Source organism: Mesorhizobium sp. 1B3 (assembly GCF_050958605.1).
Classification (GTDB): domain Bacteria; phylum Pseudomonadota; class Alphaproteobacteria; order Rhizobiales; family Rhizobiaceae.
Map to the genome: position 1 here is coordinate 46,442 of NZ_JBJHDO010000003.1, position 16,665 is coordinate 63,106.

The 16,665-nt window shown below is 63.5% G+C and carries 14 protein-coding genes and 1 pseudogene; 7 read left to right on the forward strand and 8 right to left on the reverse strand.

Going from position 1 to position 16,665, the window contains the following annotated elements; genetic code table 11:
• Window positions 1–117 precede the first annotated feature (117 nt).
• From ccoG to ACCO56_RS09315, 6 genes and pseudogenes are all read left to right on the forward strand, one after another.
• Window positions 118–1,677 (forward strand): cytochrome c oxidase accessory protein CcoG, encoded by a 1,560-nt coding sequence (gene ccoG, locus ACCO56_RS09290; RefSeq protein WP_433639961.1) that lies wholly within the window; start codon window positions 118–120, stop codon window positions 1,675–1,677.
• Window positions 1,668–2,165 carry a FixH family protein gene (locus ACCO56_RS09295; protein WP_433640852.1) on the forward strand — a complete coding sequence of 166 codons (498 nt, stop codon included), beginning with the start codon at window positions 1,668–1,670 and terminating at the stop codon, window positions 2,163–2,165. Before ccoG ends, ACCO56_RS09295 begins: the two co-directional genes overlap by 10 nt.
• Entirely contained in the window at window positions 2,162–4,435 is a 2,274-nt protein-coding gene (locus ACCO56_RS09300) for a cation-translocating P-type ATPase (protein WP_433639963.1), read from the forward strand. Before ACCO56_RS09295 ends, ACCO56_RS09300 begins: the two co-directional genes overlap by 4 nt.
• A pseudogene (gene ccoS / locus ACCO56_RS09305) lies at window positions 4,432–4,575 on the forward strand (cbb3-type cytochrome oxidase assembly protein CcoS); the annotation flags it as partial. The gene ACCO56_RS09300 and the pseudogene ccoS, both read left to right, overlap by 4 nt.
• Before the next feature lie 128 nt (window positions 4,576–4,703).
• Window positions 4,704–4,940 (forward strand): antitoxin MazE family protein, encoded by a 237-nt coding sequence (locus ACCO56_RS09310; RefSeq protein WP_433639964.1) that lies wholly within the window; start codon window positions 4,704–4,706, stop codon window positions 4,938–4,940.
• A complete protein-coding gene (locus tag ACCO56_RS09315) occupies window positions 4,937–5,260 on the forward strand; it encodes a type II toxin-antitoxin system PemK/MazF family toxin (RefSeq protein WP_433639967.1) in 324 nt (107 codons plus the stop codon). The genes ACCO56_RS09310 and ACCO56_RS09315 overlap by 4 nt, the downstream gene beginning before the upstream one ends.
• Window positions 5,261–5,326: 66 nt before the next feature.
• Here the strand turns inward: ACCO56_RS09315 and ACCO56_RS09320 are convergent, their stop codons facing one another.
• Complete coding sequence (locus ACCO56_RS09320; protein ID WP_433639969.1) at window positions 5,327–6,163, reverse strand: universal stress protein; 837 nt, start codon at window positions 6,161–6,163, stop codon at window positions 5,327–5,329.
• A gap of 70 nt (window positions 6,164–6,233) precedes the next feature.
• Window positions 6,234–7,064 carry a universal stress protein gene (locus tag ACCO56_RS09325; protein ID WP_433639971.1) on the reverse strand — a complete coding sequence of 277 codons (831 nt, stop codon included), beginning with the start codon at window positions 7,062–7,064 and terminating at the stop codon, window positions 6,234–6,236.
• Window positions 7,065–7,385: 321 nt separating this feature from the next.
• Between ACCO56_RS09325 and ACCO56_RS09330 the strand changes: the two genes are divergently transcribed.
• Window positions 7,386–8,963 carry an AAA family ATPase gene (locus ACCO56_RS09330; protein WP_433639972.1) on the forward strand — a complete coding sequence of 526 codons (1,578 nt, stop codon included), beginning with the start codon at window positions 7,386–7,388 and terminating at the stop codon, window positions 8,961–8,963.
• Here ACCO56_RS09330 and ACCO56_RS09335 read toward each other — a convergent pair.
• From ACCO56_RS09335 to hutU, 6 genes are all read right to left on the reverse strand, one after another.
• On the reverse strand, window positions 8,915–11,596 hold the full coding sequence (locus ACCO56_RS09335) for a GNAT family N-acetyltransferase (protein WP_433639974.1): 2,682 nt from the start codon (window positions 11,594–11,596) through the stop codon (window positions 8,915–8,917). The two genes, ACCO56_RS09330 and ACCO56_RS09335, sit on opposite strands and share 49 nt — an antisense overlap.
• Window positions 11,597–11,939: 343 nt before the next feature.
• Window positions 11,940–12,722, reverse strand: a complete 783-nt coding sequence (locus tag ACCO56_RS09340) for an amino acid ABC transporter ATP-binding protein (protein WP_433639977.1) — start codon at window positions 12,720–12,722, stop codon at window positions 11,940–11,942.
• Between the two features lies 1 nt (window position 12,723).
• Entirely contained in the window at window positions 12,724–13,386 is a 663-nt protein-coding gene (locus tag ACCO56_RS09345) for an amino acid ABC transporter permease (RefSeq protein WP_433639978.1), read from the reverse strand.
• Window positions 13,386–14,033 (reverse strand): amino acid ABC transporter permease, encoded by a 648-nt coding sequence (locus tag ACCO56_RS09350; RefSeq protein ID WP_433639980.1) that lies wholly within the window; start codon window positions 14,031–14,033, stop codon window positions 13,386–13,388. The genes ACCO56_RS09345 and ACCO56_RS09350 overlap by 1 nt, the downstream gene beginning before the upstream one ends.
• A 57-nt stretch (window positions 14,034–14,090) precedes the next feature.
• Window positions 14,091–14,909 carry a transporter substrate-binding domain-containing protein gene (locus ACCO56_RS09355; protein ID WP_433639982.1) on the reverse strand — a complete coding sequence of 273 codons (819 nt, stop codon included), beginning with the start codon at window positions 14,907–14,909 and terminating at the stop codon, window positions 14,091–14,093.
• Between the two features lie 90 nt (window positions 14,910–14,999).
• Window positions 15,000–16,664, reverse strand: coding sequence for a urocanate hydratase (hutU, locus tag ACCO56_RS09360; RefSeq protein WP_433639984.1), 1,665 nt, complete (start codon window positions 16,662–16,664; stop codon window positions 15,000–15,002).
• Window position 16,665 lies beyond the last annotated feature (1 nt).

A 16,665-nucleotide genomic window follows, 5' to 3' on the forward strand; every position in this document is an offset into this window, starting at 1 on the left:
GACTGGTCGTGCCCTTGAGCTGAATCAACGCGCCCGGCCGAGCCCTGCGCGATCATATTTCGGAAGCCGCGGCCTCGGGGAGGATCGCCCGCGCAGGAAAAGGCCCGGAACGTTCAAATGCTGAATCAGATGGAAGTCGAGAGGCTGGAAGCCGAGGCGGTGAATTCCGCGAAGAAGCGCCAGCCTCTCTATGCGCCTCGCAAGAAGATCTTCCCCAAACGGGCCTCGGGAAGCTTTCGTCGTTTCAAGTGGCTGGTGATGCTGGTCACGCTCGGCATCTATTATCTGACGCCATGGCTTCGCTGGGATCGCGGCCCTTACGCACCGGACCAGGCGGTTCTGGTGGATATCGCGCACAGGCGTTTCTATTTCTTCCCGATCGAGATCTGGCCGCAGGAATTCTTCTTCGTGGCCGGCCTTCTGGTCATGGCCGGCGTCGGCCTGTTCCTCGTCACCTCGACGATCGGCCGCGCATGGTGCGGCTATACCTGCCCTCAAACGGTCTGGGTCGACCTTTTCCTCGTCGTCGAACGGTGGGTCGAGGGCGATCGGAACGCGCGCATGAAGCTGGAGGCCGCACCCTGGAACGTTCGCAAGCTTGCGTTGCGCACCGCCAAGCACGCGACCTGGCTCGCCATCGCGGTGGCGACCGGCGGTGCCTGGATATTCTATTTCGCCGATGCCCCCACGCTTTTCCTGGATTTCTTCACGGGTGATGCCGCTCCCGTCGCCTACGCGACCGTCGGGGTTCTGACCGCGACGACCTATACGTTCGGCGGTCTGATGCGCGAGCAGGTCTGCACCTATATGTGCCCCTGGCCGCGCATACAGGGGGCCATGCTCGACGACCAATCCCTCACGGTCACCTATAATGACTGGCGCGGCGAGCCGCGCTCGCGCCATGCCAAGAAAGCCTTGGCTGCCGGCAAGTCGGTCGGCGATTGCGTGGATTGCAACGCCTGCGTCGCCGTATGCCCGATGGGCATAGACATCCGCGACGGACAGCAGATGGAATGCATCACCTGCGCGCTCTGCATCGATGCCTGCGATGCGGTCATGGACAAGCTGGGCAAGGAGCGCGGCCTCATTTCCTACGCGACCCTCGCCGACTACAACGCCAACATGGCGTTCGCGACGGCAGGAGTAACCCAGCCGATCGACCCGACGCGCGTTCGCGGCGCCGATGGCAGGCTCTCCGACAACATCGCACAATTCCGCATCGGCAAGCTCCTGCGGCCACGGACGTTCGTCTATTTCGGTGTCTGGACCCTGATCGGCCTGGCCATGCTTTACGCCCTGCTCACCCGCGACAGGCTCGAACTCAACGTACTCCATGACCGCAATCCGCAATTCGTCAGGCTGTCGGACGGTTCGATCCGAAATGGCTACACGGTGAAGCTGCTCAACATGGTTCCCGAGCCGCGCACCGTCATCCTCAGCCTGGAAGGCCTGCCGGGTGCCGAAATGAGCGTGGCCGGGATTGATCAGCCCGCGGACCGTTCGGTGGCCGTCCTGCTCGAGCCCGATCGATTGAAGACCCTCAAGGTCTTCGTGCGCCAGCCTCGCGAACAGGTCGGCGACGCCACGGCCAGCTTCAAATTCGTCGTCGAGGACAAGGCCAGTTTCGAACAAGACGAATATGTCGCGACCTTCAGGGCGCCGGAGAAATCGAGATGACGCGTCAAGGCAAGGGTGAGTTCACCGGACGACACATGATCGGCCTGATGCTTGCCTTCTTCGGCACGATCATTGCCGTCAATCTGACCATGGCGACTTTCGCCAGCACGAGCTGGACGGGCTTCGTCGTGAAGAATTCCTACGTCGCAAGCCAGCAGTTCAACCGCAAGGCCAGGGAAGGTCGCGCCCAGGCGGCACTTGGATGGAAGAGCACGTTGAGGATAGCGGATGGCGAGATCCGCTATCGCCTGGTCGATGCCGCCGGCACGAGGATCGAGCCAAAGGCGGTGATCGTGACCTTCCGCCGCCCTGCCTACGAAGCGGAAGACTGGACATTGACGCTCGAACGCGCAGACGACGGCACATTCGTAGCCTCGCAGACACCGCGCGACGGGATATGGATCATCGAAACCGATGCCGACATCGGACGGGAGCGTCCCTATCGTGAGGTGCGCCGCATCGTGATCTCGAACGGAGTGGTCGAATGAGTTGCTGCGCACCCGGCGCCGAAGCGGGCCTGGAGCTTGATCGGCCCACCCACGGACTGCCTTCGACGGACGAACTCAAGCTCGCCTCCCGGGCACTGGGCAACGGGCTCCATCAGGTCGATCTTTCCGTACCGGGCGTTCATTGCGGCGCCTGCATCCAGAAGATCGAAGAAGCGGTCGGGCGGCTCGATCAGGTCGAGAGCGCTCGCGTCAACCTGTCGACCCGACGCGTATCCGTGCGCTGGCGCGGCGACGACGTGCCGCCGATAACGGATACGATCGGGGGGCTCGGATACGAGGCCAATCTGTTCGACATCGCCGGCGCGGAAAAGGATGAAACGCTCGCCGAGTTGATCCGCGCCGTCGCGATCGCGGGCTTCGCCGCCGGCAATATCATGCTTCTTTCGGTTTCGGTCTGGTCGGGCGCCGAGGACGCCACGCGCGACCTTTTCCACTGGGTCTCCGCGCTGATCGCGATCCCCGCCCTCGCCTTCGCGGGCCGCATCTACTTCCGCTCCGCATGGTCGGCGCTGCGCCACGGGCGCATGAACATGGACGTACCGATCGCGCTGGGCGTCTCGCTCGCCTATGGCATGAGCCTCTACGAGACCATCAACCACGGTCCGCATGCCTATTTCGACGCGGCCGTGTCGCTGCTCTTTTTCCTGCTGATCGGGCGCACTCTCGATCATGTCATGCGCAATCGCGCCCGCGCCGCCGTGCTCGGCCTGGCAAAGCTCGCTCCGCGCGGCGCCGTCACCATTGGGGCCAACGGCGCACGCGACTACCGTCCGCTTGCCGAGATCGAAGCTGGCATGCGCCTGTTCATCGCCGCGGGCGATCGTATTCCCGTCGACTCCCGCGTGATCGACGGCCGCTCCGAACTCGACGCCTCGCTGATCACTGGCGAAAGCGCTCCGCAGGCCGTGGCGCCCGGCAGTATCGTCCGCGCGGGCACGCACAATCTGACCGGTCCATTGACGGTCGAAGCCTTAGCGACCGCGAGGGATTCCTTCCTTTCGGAGATGCTGCGCATGATGGAAGCGGCGGAAGGCGGCCGCGCGCAATATCGCCGCATCGCCGATCGTGTCTCCACGCTTTACGCACCGGTGGTGCATCTGACGGCGCTGGCCACATTCGTCGGCTGGATGATCGTGTCGGGCGACTGGCACCTGTCCATAACAATCGCGATCGCGGTGCTGATCATCACCTGCCCTTGCGCCCTGGGTCTCGCCGTGCCGATCGTCCAGGTTGTCGCGGCGCGTCGGCTGTTCGAGAACGGCATCATGGTCAGGGATGGCTCGGCCATGGAACGCCTGGCGGAAGTCGACACCGTCGTCTTCGACAAGACCGGAACGCTGACTCTTGGCCACCCTCGCCTCGTCAACGTCGCCTCGATCGACCCGGATGCGTTGGCCATTGCCTCGGCGCTCGCGCGTCACTCGCGCCATCCCCTGTCCGCGGCCATTGCACGGGCTTCGACCGGACACGCCGGCGTCTCGTGCCGGAGGATCGTCGAGCAGCCCGGACTGGGCATCGAGGCCATTGTTGGCGACAGGACTTGGCGGCTCGGCCGGGCCGCGTGGGCCCTGAGCGGTGTCGACCAAACCAGTGCGGAGCGGCAGGACGGAACCGTTCTTGCCGAGGGCGGCGTATTGCGGGCGCGCTTCGACTTCGAAGACGCGCTTCGCCCCGACGCCGCATCCGCGGTCCGAAGCCTGCATCAATCGGGCTACGCGCTCGAGGTCCTGTCCGGAGACCGGACGCCCGTTGCCGAGAGCGTCGCCAAGGTGCTTGGTATCGAGACCGTTTCGGCCGACCTGCTGCCCGCCGACAAGGTGGAGCGCCTTGCCGGGCTGGCGGCCCAGGGGCGCAAGGCCGCCATGGTCGGCGACGGCTTGAACGACGCGCCGGCACTGGCAGGGGCGCATGTCTCCATCGCGCCGGCGACGGCGGCCGACATCGGGCGCAACGCCGCCGACTTCGTCTTCCTGCGTTCCAGCCTTTCCGCGGTGCCACTGGCAATCGAAGTAGCGCGCAAGGCAGACCGCCTTGTCCGCCAGAATCTCGCGCTGGCGATCGCCTACAACGCGATCGCGGTTCCGATTGCGATCCTGGGCTACGTCACGCCGCTGATTGCCGCGATCGCAATGTCCGGCTCTTCCCTCATCGTCATCGGCAACGCCCTGCGCCTCGGCTTGCGTATCGGAAAGACGAAGGCCGAGACCGTGCCCGCGATGAACAGCGGCAAGCTGGTGCCCGCAGAATGACAATGCTCGCGCTCCTCATTCCCGTCGCCCTGTTCCTGGGAGGAGCCGGGCTGGCCGGCTTCCTGTGGGCGCTCAAGAGCGGCCAGTACGACGACCTCGATGGAGCCGCGGTGCGAATTCTGACCGAGGAGGAACCGCCGACCAGCAGGGCCGCGATAGTCTGGAACAGGCATAGCCTTGTGTCGGCTGGCCAGCTCTCCCATGACTGATTCCTTCGGCATCTTGACGGTGTGGCATCGCTCACCTAATGTTACATGTAACAGGACATATGGAGGATTTGGTGCCTGCACCTGTCAGCGAAAGGGTACAGAAGCGCCGGGACGCGCTGCGTGCGGCCGGGTTGCGTCCGGTTCAAATCTGGGTTCCGGACACTCGCCGTCCGGGCTTTGCGCAAGAATGCCGTCGTCAATCCCTTGTGGTAGCAGCGGCCGATGCGGCCGACCGCGATCTCGAGGCGTTCATGGACGCCGCCTTCGCCGACATGGATCACGAGGACGACGCGTGAGGCGCGGCGAGCTGGTGACCGTTGCCATTTCCGGCGACTTCAGCAAACCGCGTCCCGCTCTTGTGATTCAGTCGGACCTTTTCGAGCATACCGGCACCGTCACGGTGCTGCTGATATCGGGAACGCTGGTGGACGCCCCATTGATCCGGTTGACCGTTCAGCCGAGGCCAGAAAACGCCCTCAACAAACCATCACAGGTGATGGTGGACAAGGCCATGTCGGTGAAACGAGACAAACTTGGTGCGGCGTTCGGCCGTCTCGACGACGAAACTATGCTTTCGGTAACACGATCGCTGGCTGCGTTCCTTGGTCTCGCCTGACATCGCCCCTCCGCAAAATGGGAAGAGCTACTTGCGCCGGCGGATTAAACGCGCTGATCCTCCCGTTCAGTGCGACAGAAGCGCCGGCAGCCGCAACTCGTCCAGCACCCCTTCGGTGGCGCTGCCGAGAACGAAATCGCGGACGCGGGAATGTCCATAGCCGCCCATCACGAGAAGATTGACGCCCAGTTCGAGAGCATCGTCCTGGAGCGCGGTCCCAATCGGACGACCCGTCGCACGCACGTTATGAGCCTCGGCCGGCAAGCCGCCCTTGCGCAGCCGATCGGCAAGCCTCTCACCGATCCCGGATTCGGCAAGCGGCTTCTCGTCGAGCACAGTCAGGATGGAGATTTTGGTTGCCTTTTCGAGGAGCGGCCTGGCGTCCGCCACCGCTCGCGCCGCTACACGGCTGCCGTCCCAAGCGATCGCCACATGATCCAATGCCGCGACGTCGCTGGCGTCCGGCAACAGGATCGTCGGCCGGCCCGAGCCGAACACGACGGCCTCGGCCATCAGGCGGGAGCCTGGGTTCCGTCCTTCCCATCCGATCAGGGCGAAATCGAAATAACGCACCGACGTGGCCGCGCATTCGCCGAGCATGGCCGGCGCAGCCGCGATCTCTCCGGTGGTCAATTCGACACCAGCCTGGTCGGCTTGTTTCACCACGGTGTCCAACAGATGCCTGCCACGATCATGGCTCAGCGCCTTAGCCTCGCGAACCATGGCCGGGACATCGAGCAACACCCGTGACAGCGCGCTGGAGACCTGGGGGATGTCCACGTTCACGGCAAGCGCATTCAGACTGGCGCCAAGTTGCCGCGCCACCGCCACCGCATTTGCCGCGACCTTGTCGGAATTGGGATCCGGGTAGGTCACGAGGGGCAGAACAGCTTGAAGTTTCATGGCTATTCTCCTGAATATGCAAAATATCAGCAACCTGGCAGCCGGCGGCCAATGGAGCCGGCATCCCCTGTTAGCGCGCCAGCAGGATCGGCAGCGGCGGCGCCGCCAAGATCGACTTCGTGACCCCACCGAACAGGCGCTCGCGCAAGCGCGAGTGGCCGTAAGCACCCATCACCAGGAGGTCCGCTGACATATCGCCGGCGTGGCGCGTCAGCACTTCGGCGACCGACCGTCCGGAACTCGGCAGGCGGTCGACATCCACCTTTATCCCCCGGCGCACCAGATAGGCGGCGACATCGGTGCCCGGCTCGGCACCCTGCCCGAGATCGTCTGCGATCGGATCGACCAGCGTAATGCGCACCTCTGCATCGTCGAGCATGTCGAGCGACTCGCGCAACGCCCTGGAGGCTTCGAAGCTCGAGTCCCAGGCAACGACGACGCGTTTCGGTTTCAGAGTTGCGTGGGACCCTTCGGGCGCCAGAAGGAGCGGTTTGCCCGACGAGAACAACACACCCTCCACGATCTTGGACTTGAGGGTCTCGGTCTTCAAGATCTCGGGGCCGATCACCGTCAGATCGGCATACCGCGCCCTCTGTCCCACGGCCTCGTCGACCCAGGCGATGTCCGGATATTCGGACGAAACATCTCCGCGGAGCTCATTCTTGGCAAGGAACGCCGATACCGCCGATGCCCGCTCGGTGACACGGTCCATGACGGCCTGTCTTTCCTTCGCCCATACATCGGCCATCAGGACGGCGTCGCCCATGGGAGGTGGTGCTGCGATCGCCACGACGAGCGCAGAGAGATGCGCGTCGACTTGCCCGCATAGTTCCGCCGCGAGCTTGAGATCACGATCCCCTTGATCGACCCCGGTTACGCTCAAGATAGTCTTGTAAGCCATGCCGACTGCTCCTTTGCTTATACATAAATCTAAATCTGCTGGTGGAGCGCATCCTTGCGCTGGATCAAATCCTCCCGTCCGGAACGATAATCAGAAACTGGCGCGCTCTTGACCCGCATCAAGGAGTGACCCCGATGTGGAATTAAGCTCGCAGGGAAATCCTACAGAGGAAAGCGGTGCATGAAAACGCCGACCGCTGATGCAGGAGAGCCACGACTATGAGCCAAGCCAGACACCAACGCGCCTCAGCTTGCCATTGTCAGGCAAGCTGAACGCCCCATCTGTTGCCTTCTCACGTCAAACGCAGCGAAAGGTTTCATCATGACCGACGAAAGCCAGGCGCCGGCGATCTCCTTTGTCGAATCTCTGCCCGCCGGCACTGGGCCAGCCGAGACGATAGAGACGCATATCTCCCGGATCTTCCTTGTCGGGGATCGGGTCTACAAGATGAAGCGGGCTGTGAAGCTGCCCTACGCCGATTTCTCGACACCTGAATTGCGCCTGGAGGCCTGCGTCAAGGAGGTCGAATTGAATTCGAAAACGGCGCCAGGGCTTTACCTCGGAGTTCGACGTCTGACGAAGGAACAGGACGGCGAGATCGCATTCGACGGTCCCGGCGACCTCGTCGACGCGGTTGTCGAGATGCGACGGTTCGAGCAAGACGCGCTGTTCGACAAGATCGCACTCGCCGGACGGTTGACGCCGAAGCTCGCGACTGAGGTCGCGGAGATGATCGTAGTGTTCCATCACGCTGCGCCTGTCGTCCACGCGACTGGTGGCGCCGCGAACATCGCCGGCGTGCTCGACATCAACGAAGCCGGTTTCGGCACCAGCCACGTCTTCGATGCCGAGGAGATCTCGGACTTCAACCGCTTCTTCCGTGTCGCGCTCAACGAACATGCCGCCTTGCTCGACCGCCGTGAAACGGATGGCAAGGTGCGGCGCTGCCATGGGGACCTGCATCTCAGGAACATCTGTCTGCTCGATGGAAAGCCTCGCCTGTTCGACTGCATAGAATTCAACGACCAGATCGCGACGATCGACACGCTCTATGACCTTGCTTTCCTGCTCATGGATCTTTGGCATCGCGGCCTGGAGGACATCGCCAATCTCGTCGCGAACCGATACTTCGATCTATCGGACGAAGAAGACGGTTTCGTGCTCCTTCCGTTCTTCATGGCTTTGCGCGCCGCGGTCCGTGCGCACGTCACAGCCACACAGGCCGAAGGTGGCGATCCCGCCGGCAAACTGTCGACCGAGGCCCGCTCCTATTTCGATCTGGCGCGCCGGCTTCTTCTGAAAACACCGCCGGGCCTGATGGTCATCGGAGGGCTCAGCGGCACCGGAAAAACGACGGTCGCCGAAGCGCTGGCCAGCCGTATCGGTACGCCGCCCGGCGCGCGCATCGTCGAAAGCGATCGAATCCGCAAGGCCATGCACGGCGTGTCCACCGAGACACGGCTCCCGGACAGCGCCTATCGCCCGGAGATTTCCGACAAGGTTTACGACGAAATGGCGCGCCGCGCAGGCGCTATCCTTCGGCGTGGCGGATCGGTGGTCGCTGACGCCGTGTTCGACAAACCCGGCAAACGCGACCTGTTGGAGGCAGCGGCGCTACACGTCGGCGCCCGCTTCACCGGCATCTGGCTGACGGCCGAACCTACTTTGTTGCGGCAGCGTGTGGGTGCGCGGCGGGGCGGCCCATCGGATGCCACTCTCGAAATACTGCAGCGGCAGCTTGATAGCGACCTCGGCGAGATCACCTGGCACCAAGTCGACGCGAGAGAAACTCCGGGCGAGATCGTCGACCGTATCAGGAGTTTAGCGACAGGCCGTGATGGAGCCCCGCGTCACCGGAGGGTAAGCATGGCCATGGACACCCCGGCCTCGTCCGGGTGATGGTGCACCTCGAACCCGAACTCGCGCGCCATGCCGAGCATCTTTTCGTTCTCACTCAGAATCATGCCATCGATGCGGCCTATGTCCTCGGCCTTCGCATAATCGATGATCTGCTTGAGCAACGCCCAGCCGAGGCCGTGGCCTTGCAGGTCGGTGCGCACGAGGAGCCCATATTCGGCGGTCGCGCGATCGGGGTCGGAAGACAGTCGTCCGATGCCGGCGAGCGCCCCGGTATCGGATTCGAGCGCAACGAATGCCATTTCACGATCATAATCGAGCTGCGTCAGACGCTTCAGCATGCCGTCGGAGAAGCTCTTGCGCGGGGCGAGAAAGCGCAGCCGGATGTCCTCGGCCGACACCTTCTCGAAGAAAGCGGGATAAAGCATGACGTCGGCAGGCTTGATCGGCCGAATATGGAAAGTAAGCCCGTCCGTGGTGAAATCGCGTTGCCACTCCGCCGGGTAAGGCCGGATGGCGAGGTCGGGATTCGGGCCGGGCTTGTCGATATCGGCAGGCTCGATCTCGATCCGCGCATCGAGGGCCACGGCCCCGTCCGCATCCGCAAGCAGCGGGTTGATGTCCATGCCGACGATGCAGGGAAAATCCACCACCATCTGGGAAATGCCGTTGAGGGCCCGCGAAATTGCAGCACGATCCGCTGCCTTTCGGTCGCGGAAGCCTGCCAGGAGCCGCCCGATGCGGGTGCGGTCGATCAGGTCACCCGCCAGCACGTCGTCGAGCGGCGGCAGAGCTATGGCTGTGTCATCCATCACCTCGACCGCGACGCCTCCCGCGCCGAACAGGATCACCGGGCCGAAGATCGGGTCGCGGCTCATGCCGAGAATCAGTTCCTGAGCCTGGCTGCGGACGATCATGGGCTGCACCGCGAAGCCCTCGATTTCGGTATCCGGTGCGTATTTCGCCACACGGCTCTTGATCGCCGCGGCTGCCTCCTCGGCGGCAGCCGCGCTGGTGATGTTCAAGACGACGCCGCCAATATCCGATTTGTGAGAAATTGCCTTGGACAGCAGCTTGACCACCACCTTGCCGGATTGGGAGAGAAGCCGCGCCGCGGCCCGCCTGGCCTCGGCGGGGGATCTCGCCACGACGGTCTCCGGCACGTCGATGCCATAGGCCGCAATCGCAGCCTTTGCCTCCGGCTCGGTAAGCATCCGCCTCCCCTCGCGAGCGGCTTGCCTGAAGATGTCGAGAACCGCGTCGCGGTCGCCTGCCACATCTTCACTGCGGCTTGAAGGCACGCGCATCAGCGCTTGCTGAGCCCGCGACCAGTCGCCCAGATAGGAAACGGCGCGAGCAGCGTCCGATGGCGTGTCGAAGCTCGCCACCTTCGCCTGCTGGAGAATGGTACGCCCCTGGCGGGCCGCATGCTCGCCCAGCCAGCAAGCGAGCACGGGCTTGCTGTTGATCTTGCCGTCCGTCGTCAGTGCCGCGACGGCGGCCGCCGCATCGCTCGGCGAGGCCAGCCCGGTCGGACAATTCATGACGAGAAGAGCATCCGTTCCTGGATCATCCGCGACCGCGGCGACGGCTGCGCTGTAACGCTCCGCCGGCGCGTCGCCGATGATGTCGACGGGATTAGCCCGCGACCAGGTCGGCGGCAGGCAAGCATCGAGCCGCCCGATCGTCGCCGGCGCAAGTTCGGCCAATTCGCCCTTGCAGTCGATCAGCTGGTCGACGGCCAGCACACCGGCACCACCCCCGTTTGTGACGATCCCAACCCTCGACCTCTCCAGAGGCCGGAATCGCGCGGTCGTTTCCGCCGCGTCGAAAAGTTCCGCCAGCCCGTGAACGCGCAGGATACCGGCCCGCGACAGCGCCGCGTCGACGACCCGGTCGGCGCCGGAAAGCGCCCCTGTATGCGTGGCGGCCGCTTTTGCCGCCTGCTCGTGCCGGCCAGGCTTGATCGCGATGACCGGCTTGATCCTTGCTGCGGCCCGCGCTGCCGACATGAACTTGCGCGGGTTGGGAATGCTCTCGAGGTAAAGCAGGATCGCCTTCGTCCCGCGATCACCCGTCAGCATGTCGAGATAGTCCGCGACATCGACATCGGCCATGTCACCGAGCGAGACGATCTGGGAAAAGCCAATCTGCTTGTCGGCTGCCCAATCGATCAGAGACGTCGCGATGGCGCCGGATTGCGACAGGAGCGCGAGCCCGCCGGGCTGCGCCGCGACATGGGCGAAGCCGGCATTGAGCTTGGCCGATGGCACCATCAGCCCCACGGTGTTCGGACCGATGATACGGAAAAGATAGGGCTTGGCAGCGTCGAGCATCGCCTGCCGCAAGCCGTTCTCGCGGGTGAGTCCGGCAGTGATCACCACGGCCGTCCGCGTGCCCTTTTCGCCGAGCTCCGCGATTATGCCCGGCACGGTGACAGGTGGCGTCACGATGACCGCAAGGTCGGGCGCCTCAGGCAAGGCGGATGCGTTGCCGTAGCACGGCAGCCCGGCGAGCTCGCCGTATTTCGGGTTCACCGGCCAGACCGCTCCCTCGAAGCCGCCTTCGATGATGTTCCTCAACACCACGTGGCCTACGGATCCTTCACGAGGAGAAGCCCCAACGACAGCAACGGATTTCGGATGCGCTGCAAAGTGGAGATTCCGGATCGTCACGAGCGTCTGCCTCCTCCGACCGCGGGCCTGCAGCTGTGGGGCGAAAACCGTTCCTTGGCTGCAAGCTTGGTTTTCGCCTTGCGTTGGTCGAACCGAAAGCCCCGCGCAGCTAAACGGCGCCCACATTCGGCAAGCGCGCTCTATCTTGCCGTGTCGTCCCATGAAATCAAGCTGACTGGAACTAGAGGGTCCGGCACTATAGCGCGTCGCGTGAAAAAGGATTCACGCGGCGCGCTGTAGGTTATTGATTTGCGCATGTCTTTTTTCCCGAAACTGCTGCACACTTTCGGGAGACATGCGTCAGCTTGATGACAAGGCCTGTCTACAGGTCTTCGATGGCGATCTATGCGCCGAAGTCGTTGCGCTCGTGATAGGTGCGCAGGAAGGCCTGGATCCGAGGGTCCTCGGGTTGCTGGAGGATCCGGCCCGGGACATCCATTCCGACCAGTTCGCCTTTCTCCATGAAGGCTACCTGGTCGGCGACATGGGCGGCGAAGCCCATCTCATGGGTAACGACGATCATGGTCATGCCCTCGCCGGCGAGCGTCTTCATGACGCCCAGCACCTCGCCCACCAGTTCCGGGTCGAGCGCCGAGGTCGGCTCGTCGAAGAGCATCAGCCGCGGTTCCATGGCGATGGCGCGGGCTATGGCAACGCGCTGCTGCTGGCCGCCCGAGAGGCGGGACGGATGGTTGCCCATCTTGTCGCCAAGGCCGACCTTGTTCAGTGCGTCGACAGCGCGGGTCTCGGCCTCGGACTTCGAGAAGCCTCGGACGCGGACCAGCCCCTCGGCCACATTCTGAAGCGCAGTCATGTGCGGCCAGAGATTGAACTGCTGGAACACCATGCCGATCGACCGACGCATCTCACGCAACTTGCGGCCCGACATCTTGCGGCCGCCGGGGCTATCATACCCGATCAGCTGCCCGTCGATGCGGATCTCGCCAGAATCATATTCCTCGAGAAAGTTGATGCAGCGAAGAAGCGTGGACTTGCCCGAGCCCGAAGGTCCGATCAGACAGGTGACCTTGCCGGGGGGGATCGTCAGATCGACGTCCTTCAGTGCTTGGAAGGGACCGTAATACTTGTTGACCTTGCGGATCTCGACGGATGACGCGGCAAGCATCTTACGTCCTTTCGATCAGATGTTTCGTGATACGCGCCTCCAGCCGGCGGCCGAAACGCGAGATGGTCTCGACAAGCGCCCAGAAGAACAGCGCCAGCACCAGGTTCGCCTCGAGATAGCGGAAGGTCTCGGTGGACATGCGCTGCACCTGATACATCAGCTCCGGTACGGTGATGATCGACAGGATCACCGTCTCCTTGGTCAGGATGATCGAGAAATTGACCAGCGCCGGCAGGGCGGAGACGAGCCCCAGGGGCATAAGGATGCGGTGCACGATGGTCAGCTCGGACATGCCGATGGCGCGGGCCGCCTCGATCTGGCCCTGCGGCACGGCGCGGAAGCCCGAACGGAAGATCTCGGCGAAATACGGACTGCCATAGACGGTCAGCCCGAGAAGCCCTGCGGGAAATGCCTCCAGCCGCAGCCCAATCAGCGGGCCACCATAATAGAGCACGAAAAGCTGCACCAGAAATGGGGTGCCACGGATAATTTCGATGTAGGCCTGGAGCAGCCAACCGAGCGGGCGCGGTCCATAGCGCTGCGCCAGCGCGATGACCAGGCCCAGCACCATCCCGAAGATCGTGCCTAGCGCCCAGCACAGGATCGTCACGCCGAAGCCGCGCAGCAGCATCGGCCCGTATTGCTGCAGGATGCTCCACTCCATCACACCGCCGTCCTGTGCTCAAGGTAGCGCCCCAGCGCGGCGAGGCAGAGATTGATGAGCAGATAGATGCAAGCCGCCGCCAGATACACCTCCAGCGGGCGGAAGGTCGTGGCCGCCTGTGCCTGGCTGGCACGCGTGACCTCCAGAATGCCGACGACCGAAACCAGAGACGATGCTTTGACCAGCAGGATCAGTTCGTTCACCAGTGCGGGGAGCGACAGCGTGACTGCCTGCGGCAGGACCACTCGGGTCCAGATATCGCGCGGCCCCATGCCGATCGCGGTGGCCGCCTCGGCCTGTCCCTTGGGCAGGGCCATGATGGCGCCGCGCCAGATTTCCGAAATATAGGCGCTTGCGCAGATGCCCACGGTCACCACGGCCGCGACCAGTGCCGGAACATCGATGCCGATGACCGGCAAAAGGTAATAGAACAGCAGAAGCTGGACCAGCAGCGGAACGCCACGCAGGAAACTGACCCAGAGCGCCGCGATCCGCCGCAGCCAAACAGCGGGCGACAGGGCGGCGGCGCAGACCAGCGCGCCAATCAGCAGCCCGAGCCCGATTCCCAGAACCGAGATCAGCAGCGTATAGCGCGCCGCCCAAAAGAGCGGCCCGAAGCTGTCCAGAAAGGTCGAGATCGAAAACATCGCGGCTCCGCTTGGCCGGGGCGCGCGGGCGGGATTACCCCCGCCCGCGGCATATCATTACTTGGTGGGAACTTCGCGAGGCAGTTCGGTGTAGCTGCCCAGCCACTTCTCCTGGATTGCCTTGATCCGGCCGTCATCCGTCATCTTCAGCAATGCGTCGTTGACGGCCTTGGCGAAGCCTTCGCTGTCGGCGTCCTTGCGCATGACCCATGCGAAATAGGTCGGCTTGCCAAACGTGGCCGGCTCGAACAGAGCGAACGTCTCGGGGCGGTTCTTGACCAGGTAGGTGAGGTTCGGCAGCGAGCCTGCAACCGCGTCCAGGCGGCCCGCGGCGAGGTCGGCGTAAGCTTCGTCGGTGGTGCCATATTCCTTGACGGTCACACCGCCCAACTCCTTGCCATAGGCTTCAAGCTGGCGGAACTGCGCAGTGCCTTGCTGCACGCCGACGGTCTTGCCCTTGATGTCTTCCGGCTTCTTCAACTCGGTATTGTTGGCGGCACGCACCAGCGCGACGGTGGCGTCGGCGATCGGCAGGCTGAAGGTGTAGCGCTCGAGACGCTCGGGCGTGATGGTGACCGGAGCGATGACGATGTCGAATTTCTTGACTTCGAGACCGGGCAGTTCGGCCGTCCAGGGAATGTCCTGATAGACCGGCTCAACGCCGATTTCCTTCGCTACGCCGTCGAAGAGATCCTTCGTCATCCCCTCGTACGTGCCGTTCACCAGCATGTCGAACGGTGCGTAGTGCATGTCCGTCGCGGTGACGATCTTGCCGGCGGACTTCACGTCGGCAAGCTGATCGGCCATGGCGGGCACGGTCAGGCCCAATGCGGCCAGGCCGAACAGGGCGGATTTGAACGTTCTGGAGAATTCCATGTCGTTATCCCTTCTGGACTGTTTGTCGATAGGATCTGCTATTAAGCATTTTATCGCGCGCCGCCAGTCACTCGACGGCGCGAAATGAGATCACAGGATGGCAGGCAGGTTGAGGCCGTGCTCGCGGGCGCAGTCGATCGCGATCTGGTAGCCTGCATCGGCATGACGCATGACGCCGGTCGCCGGATCGTTCCACAGCACGCGGCCAAGACGTGCATCCGCGTCTTCGGTGCCGTCGCAGCAGATGACCATGCCCGAATGCTGGGAAAAGCCCATGCCGACGCCGCCGCCGTGGTGAAGCGACACCCACGTGGCGCCGGAAGCTGTGTTGAGCAGCGCGTTGAGCAGCGGCCAATCAGAAACGGCGTCCGAGCCGTCCTGCATCGCTTCGGTCTCGCGGTTCGGCGAGGCGACCGAACCGGAATCGAGATGGTCGCGGCCAATCACGATCGGCGCCTTCAGTTCTCCGCTGCGCACCATTTCGTTGAAGGCCAGGCCCAGCCTATGACGCTGCCCCAGACCGACCCAGCAGATCCGGGCGGGCAGCCCTTGGAAGCTGATGCGCTCGCGCGCCATGTCCAACCAAGTATGCAGGTGCGGATCGTCGATCAGCTCCTTCACCTTGCGGTCGGTCTTGTAGATGTCCTCCGGATCGCCCGAAAGCGCAGCCCAGCGGAAGGGGCCAACGCCGCGACAAAACAGCGGCCTGATATAGGCCGGCACGAAGCCGGGGAAAGCGAAGGCGTTTTCCAGCCCCTCCTCGAGCGCCATCTGACGGATGTTGTTGCCGTAATCGAGCGTCGGCACGCCGCTATTCCAGAAATCCACCATGGCGGCGACATGCGTCTTCATCGAAGCGCGAGCCGCCTTCTCCACGCCCTTGGGATCGCTCTCCTGTCTCGCTCGCCATTCGGCGACGGTCCAGCCGACCGGCAGATAACCATGTACCGGGTCATGCGCAGAGGTCTGATCGGTCACGATGTCGGGTTTCACGCCGCGCTTGACCAGTTCGGGGAAGATCTCGGCCGCATTGCCGATCAGCGCCACGGACTTTGCTTCGCCGGCTTTGGTCCAGCGATCGATCATCTCCAACGCCTCGTCGAGCGAGTGGGTCTTTTCATCGACATAGCGGGTGCGCAGACGGAAGTCGGCGCGAGTCTCGTCGCATTCCACCGCAAGGCAGCAAGCGCCGGCCATCACCGCGGCGAGGGGCTGGGCGCCGCCCATCCCACCGAGACCGCCGGTCAGGATCCACCTGCCCTTGAGGCTGCCGCCATAGTGCTGGCGGCCGGCCTCCACAAAGGTCTCGTAGGTGCCCTGAACGATGCCCTGCGAGCCGATATAGATCCACGATCCCGCGGTCATCTGGCCGTACATGGCCAGGCCCTTCTTATCGAGTTCGTTGAAATGGTCCCAGTTGGCCCAGTGCGGCACGAGGTTGGAGTTGGCGATCAACACGCGCGGCGCATCCTTGTGAGTCTTGAAGACACCGACCGGCTTGCCCGACTGCACCAGAAGAGTCTCGTCGGTCTCCAATTTCTTCAGACTGTCGACGATCAGGTCGAAGTCTTTCCAAGTGCGGGCCGCGCGGCCGATGCCGCCATAAACCACCAACTCATGCGGGTTCTCGGCGACCTCGGGGTGCAGATTGTTCATCAGCATGCGCATGGGGGCTTCGGTCAGCCAGCTCTTGGCAGTAATCTCCGCGCCGGTCGGGGGAAAGATGTCGCGCGTATTGTGTCTTGGATTGGTCACG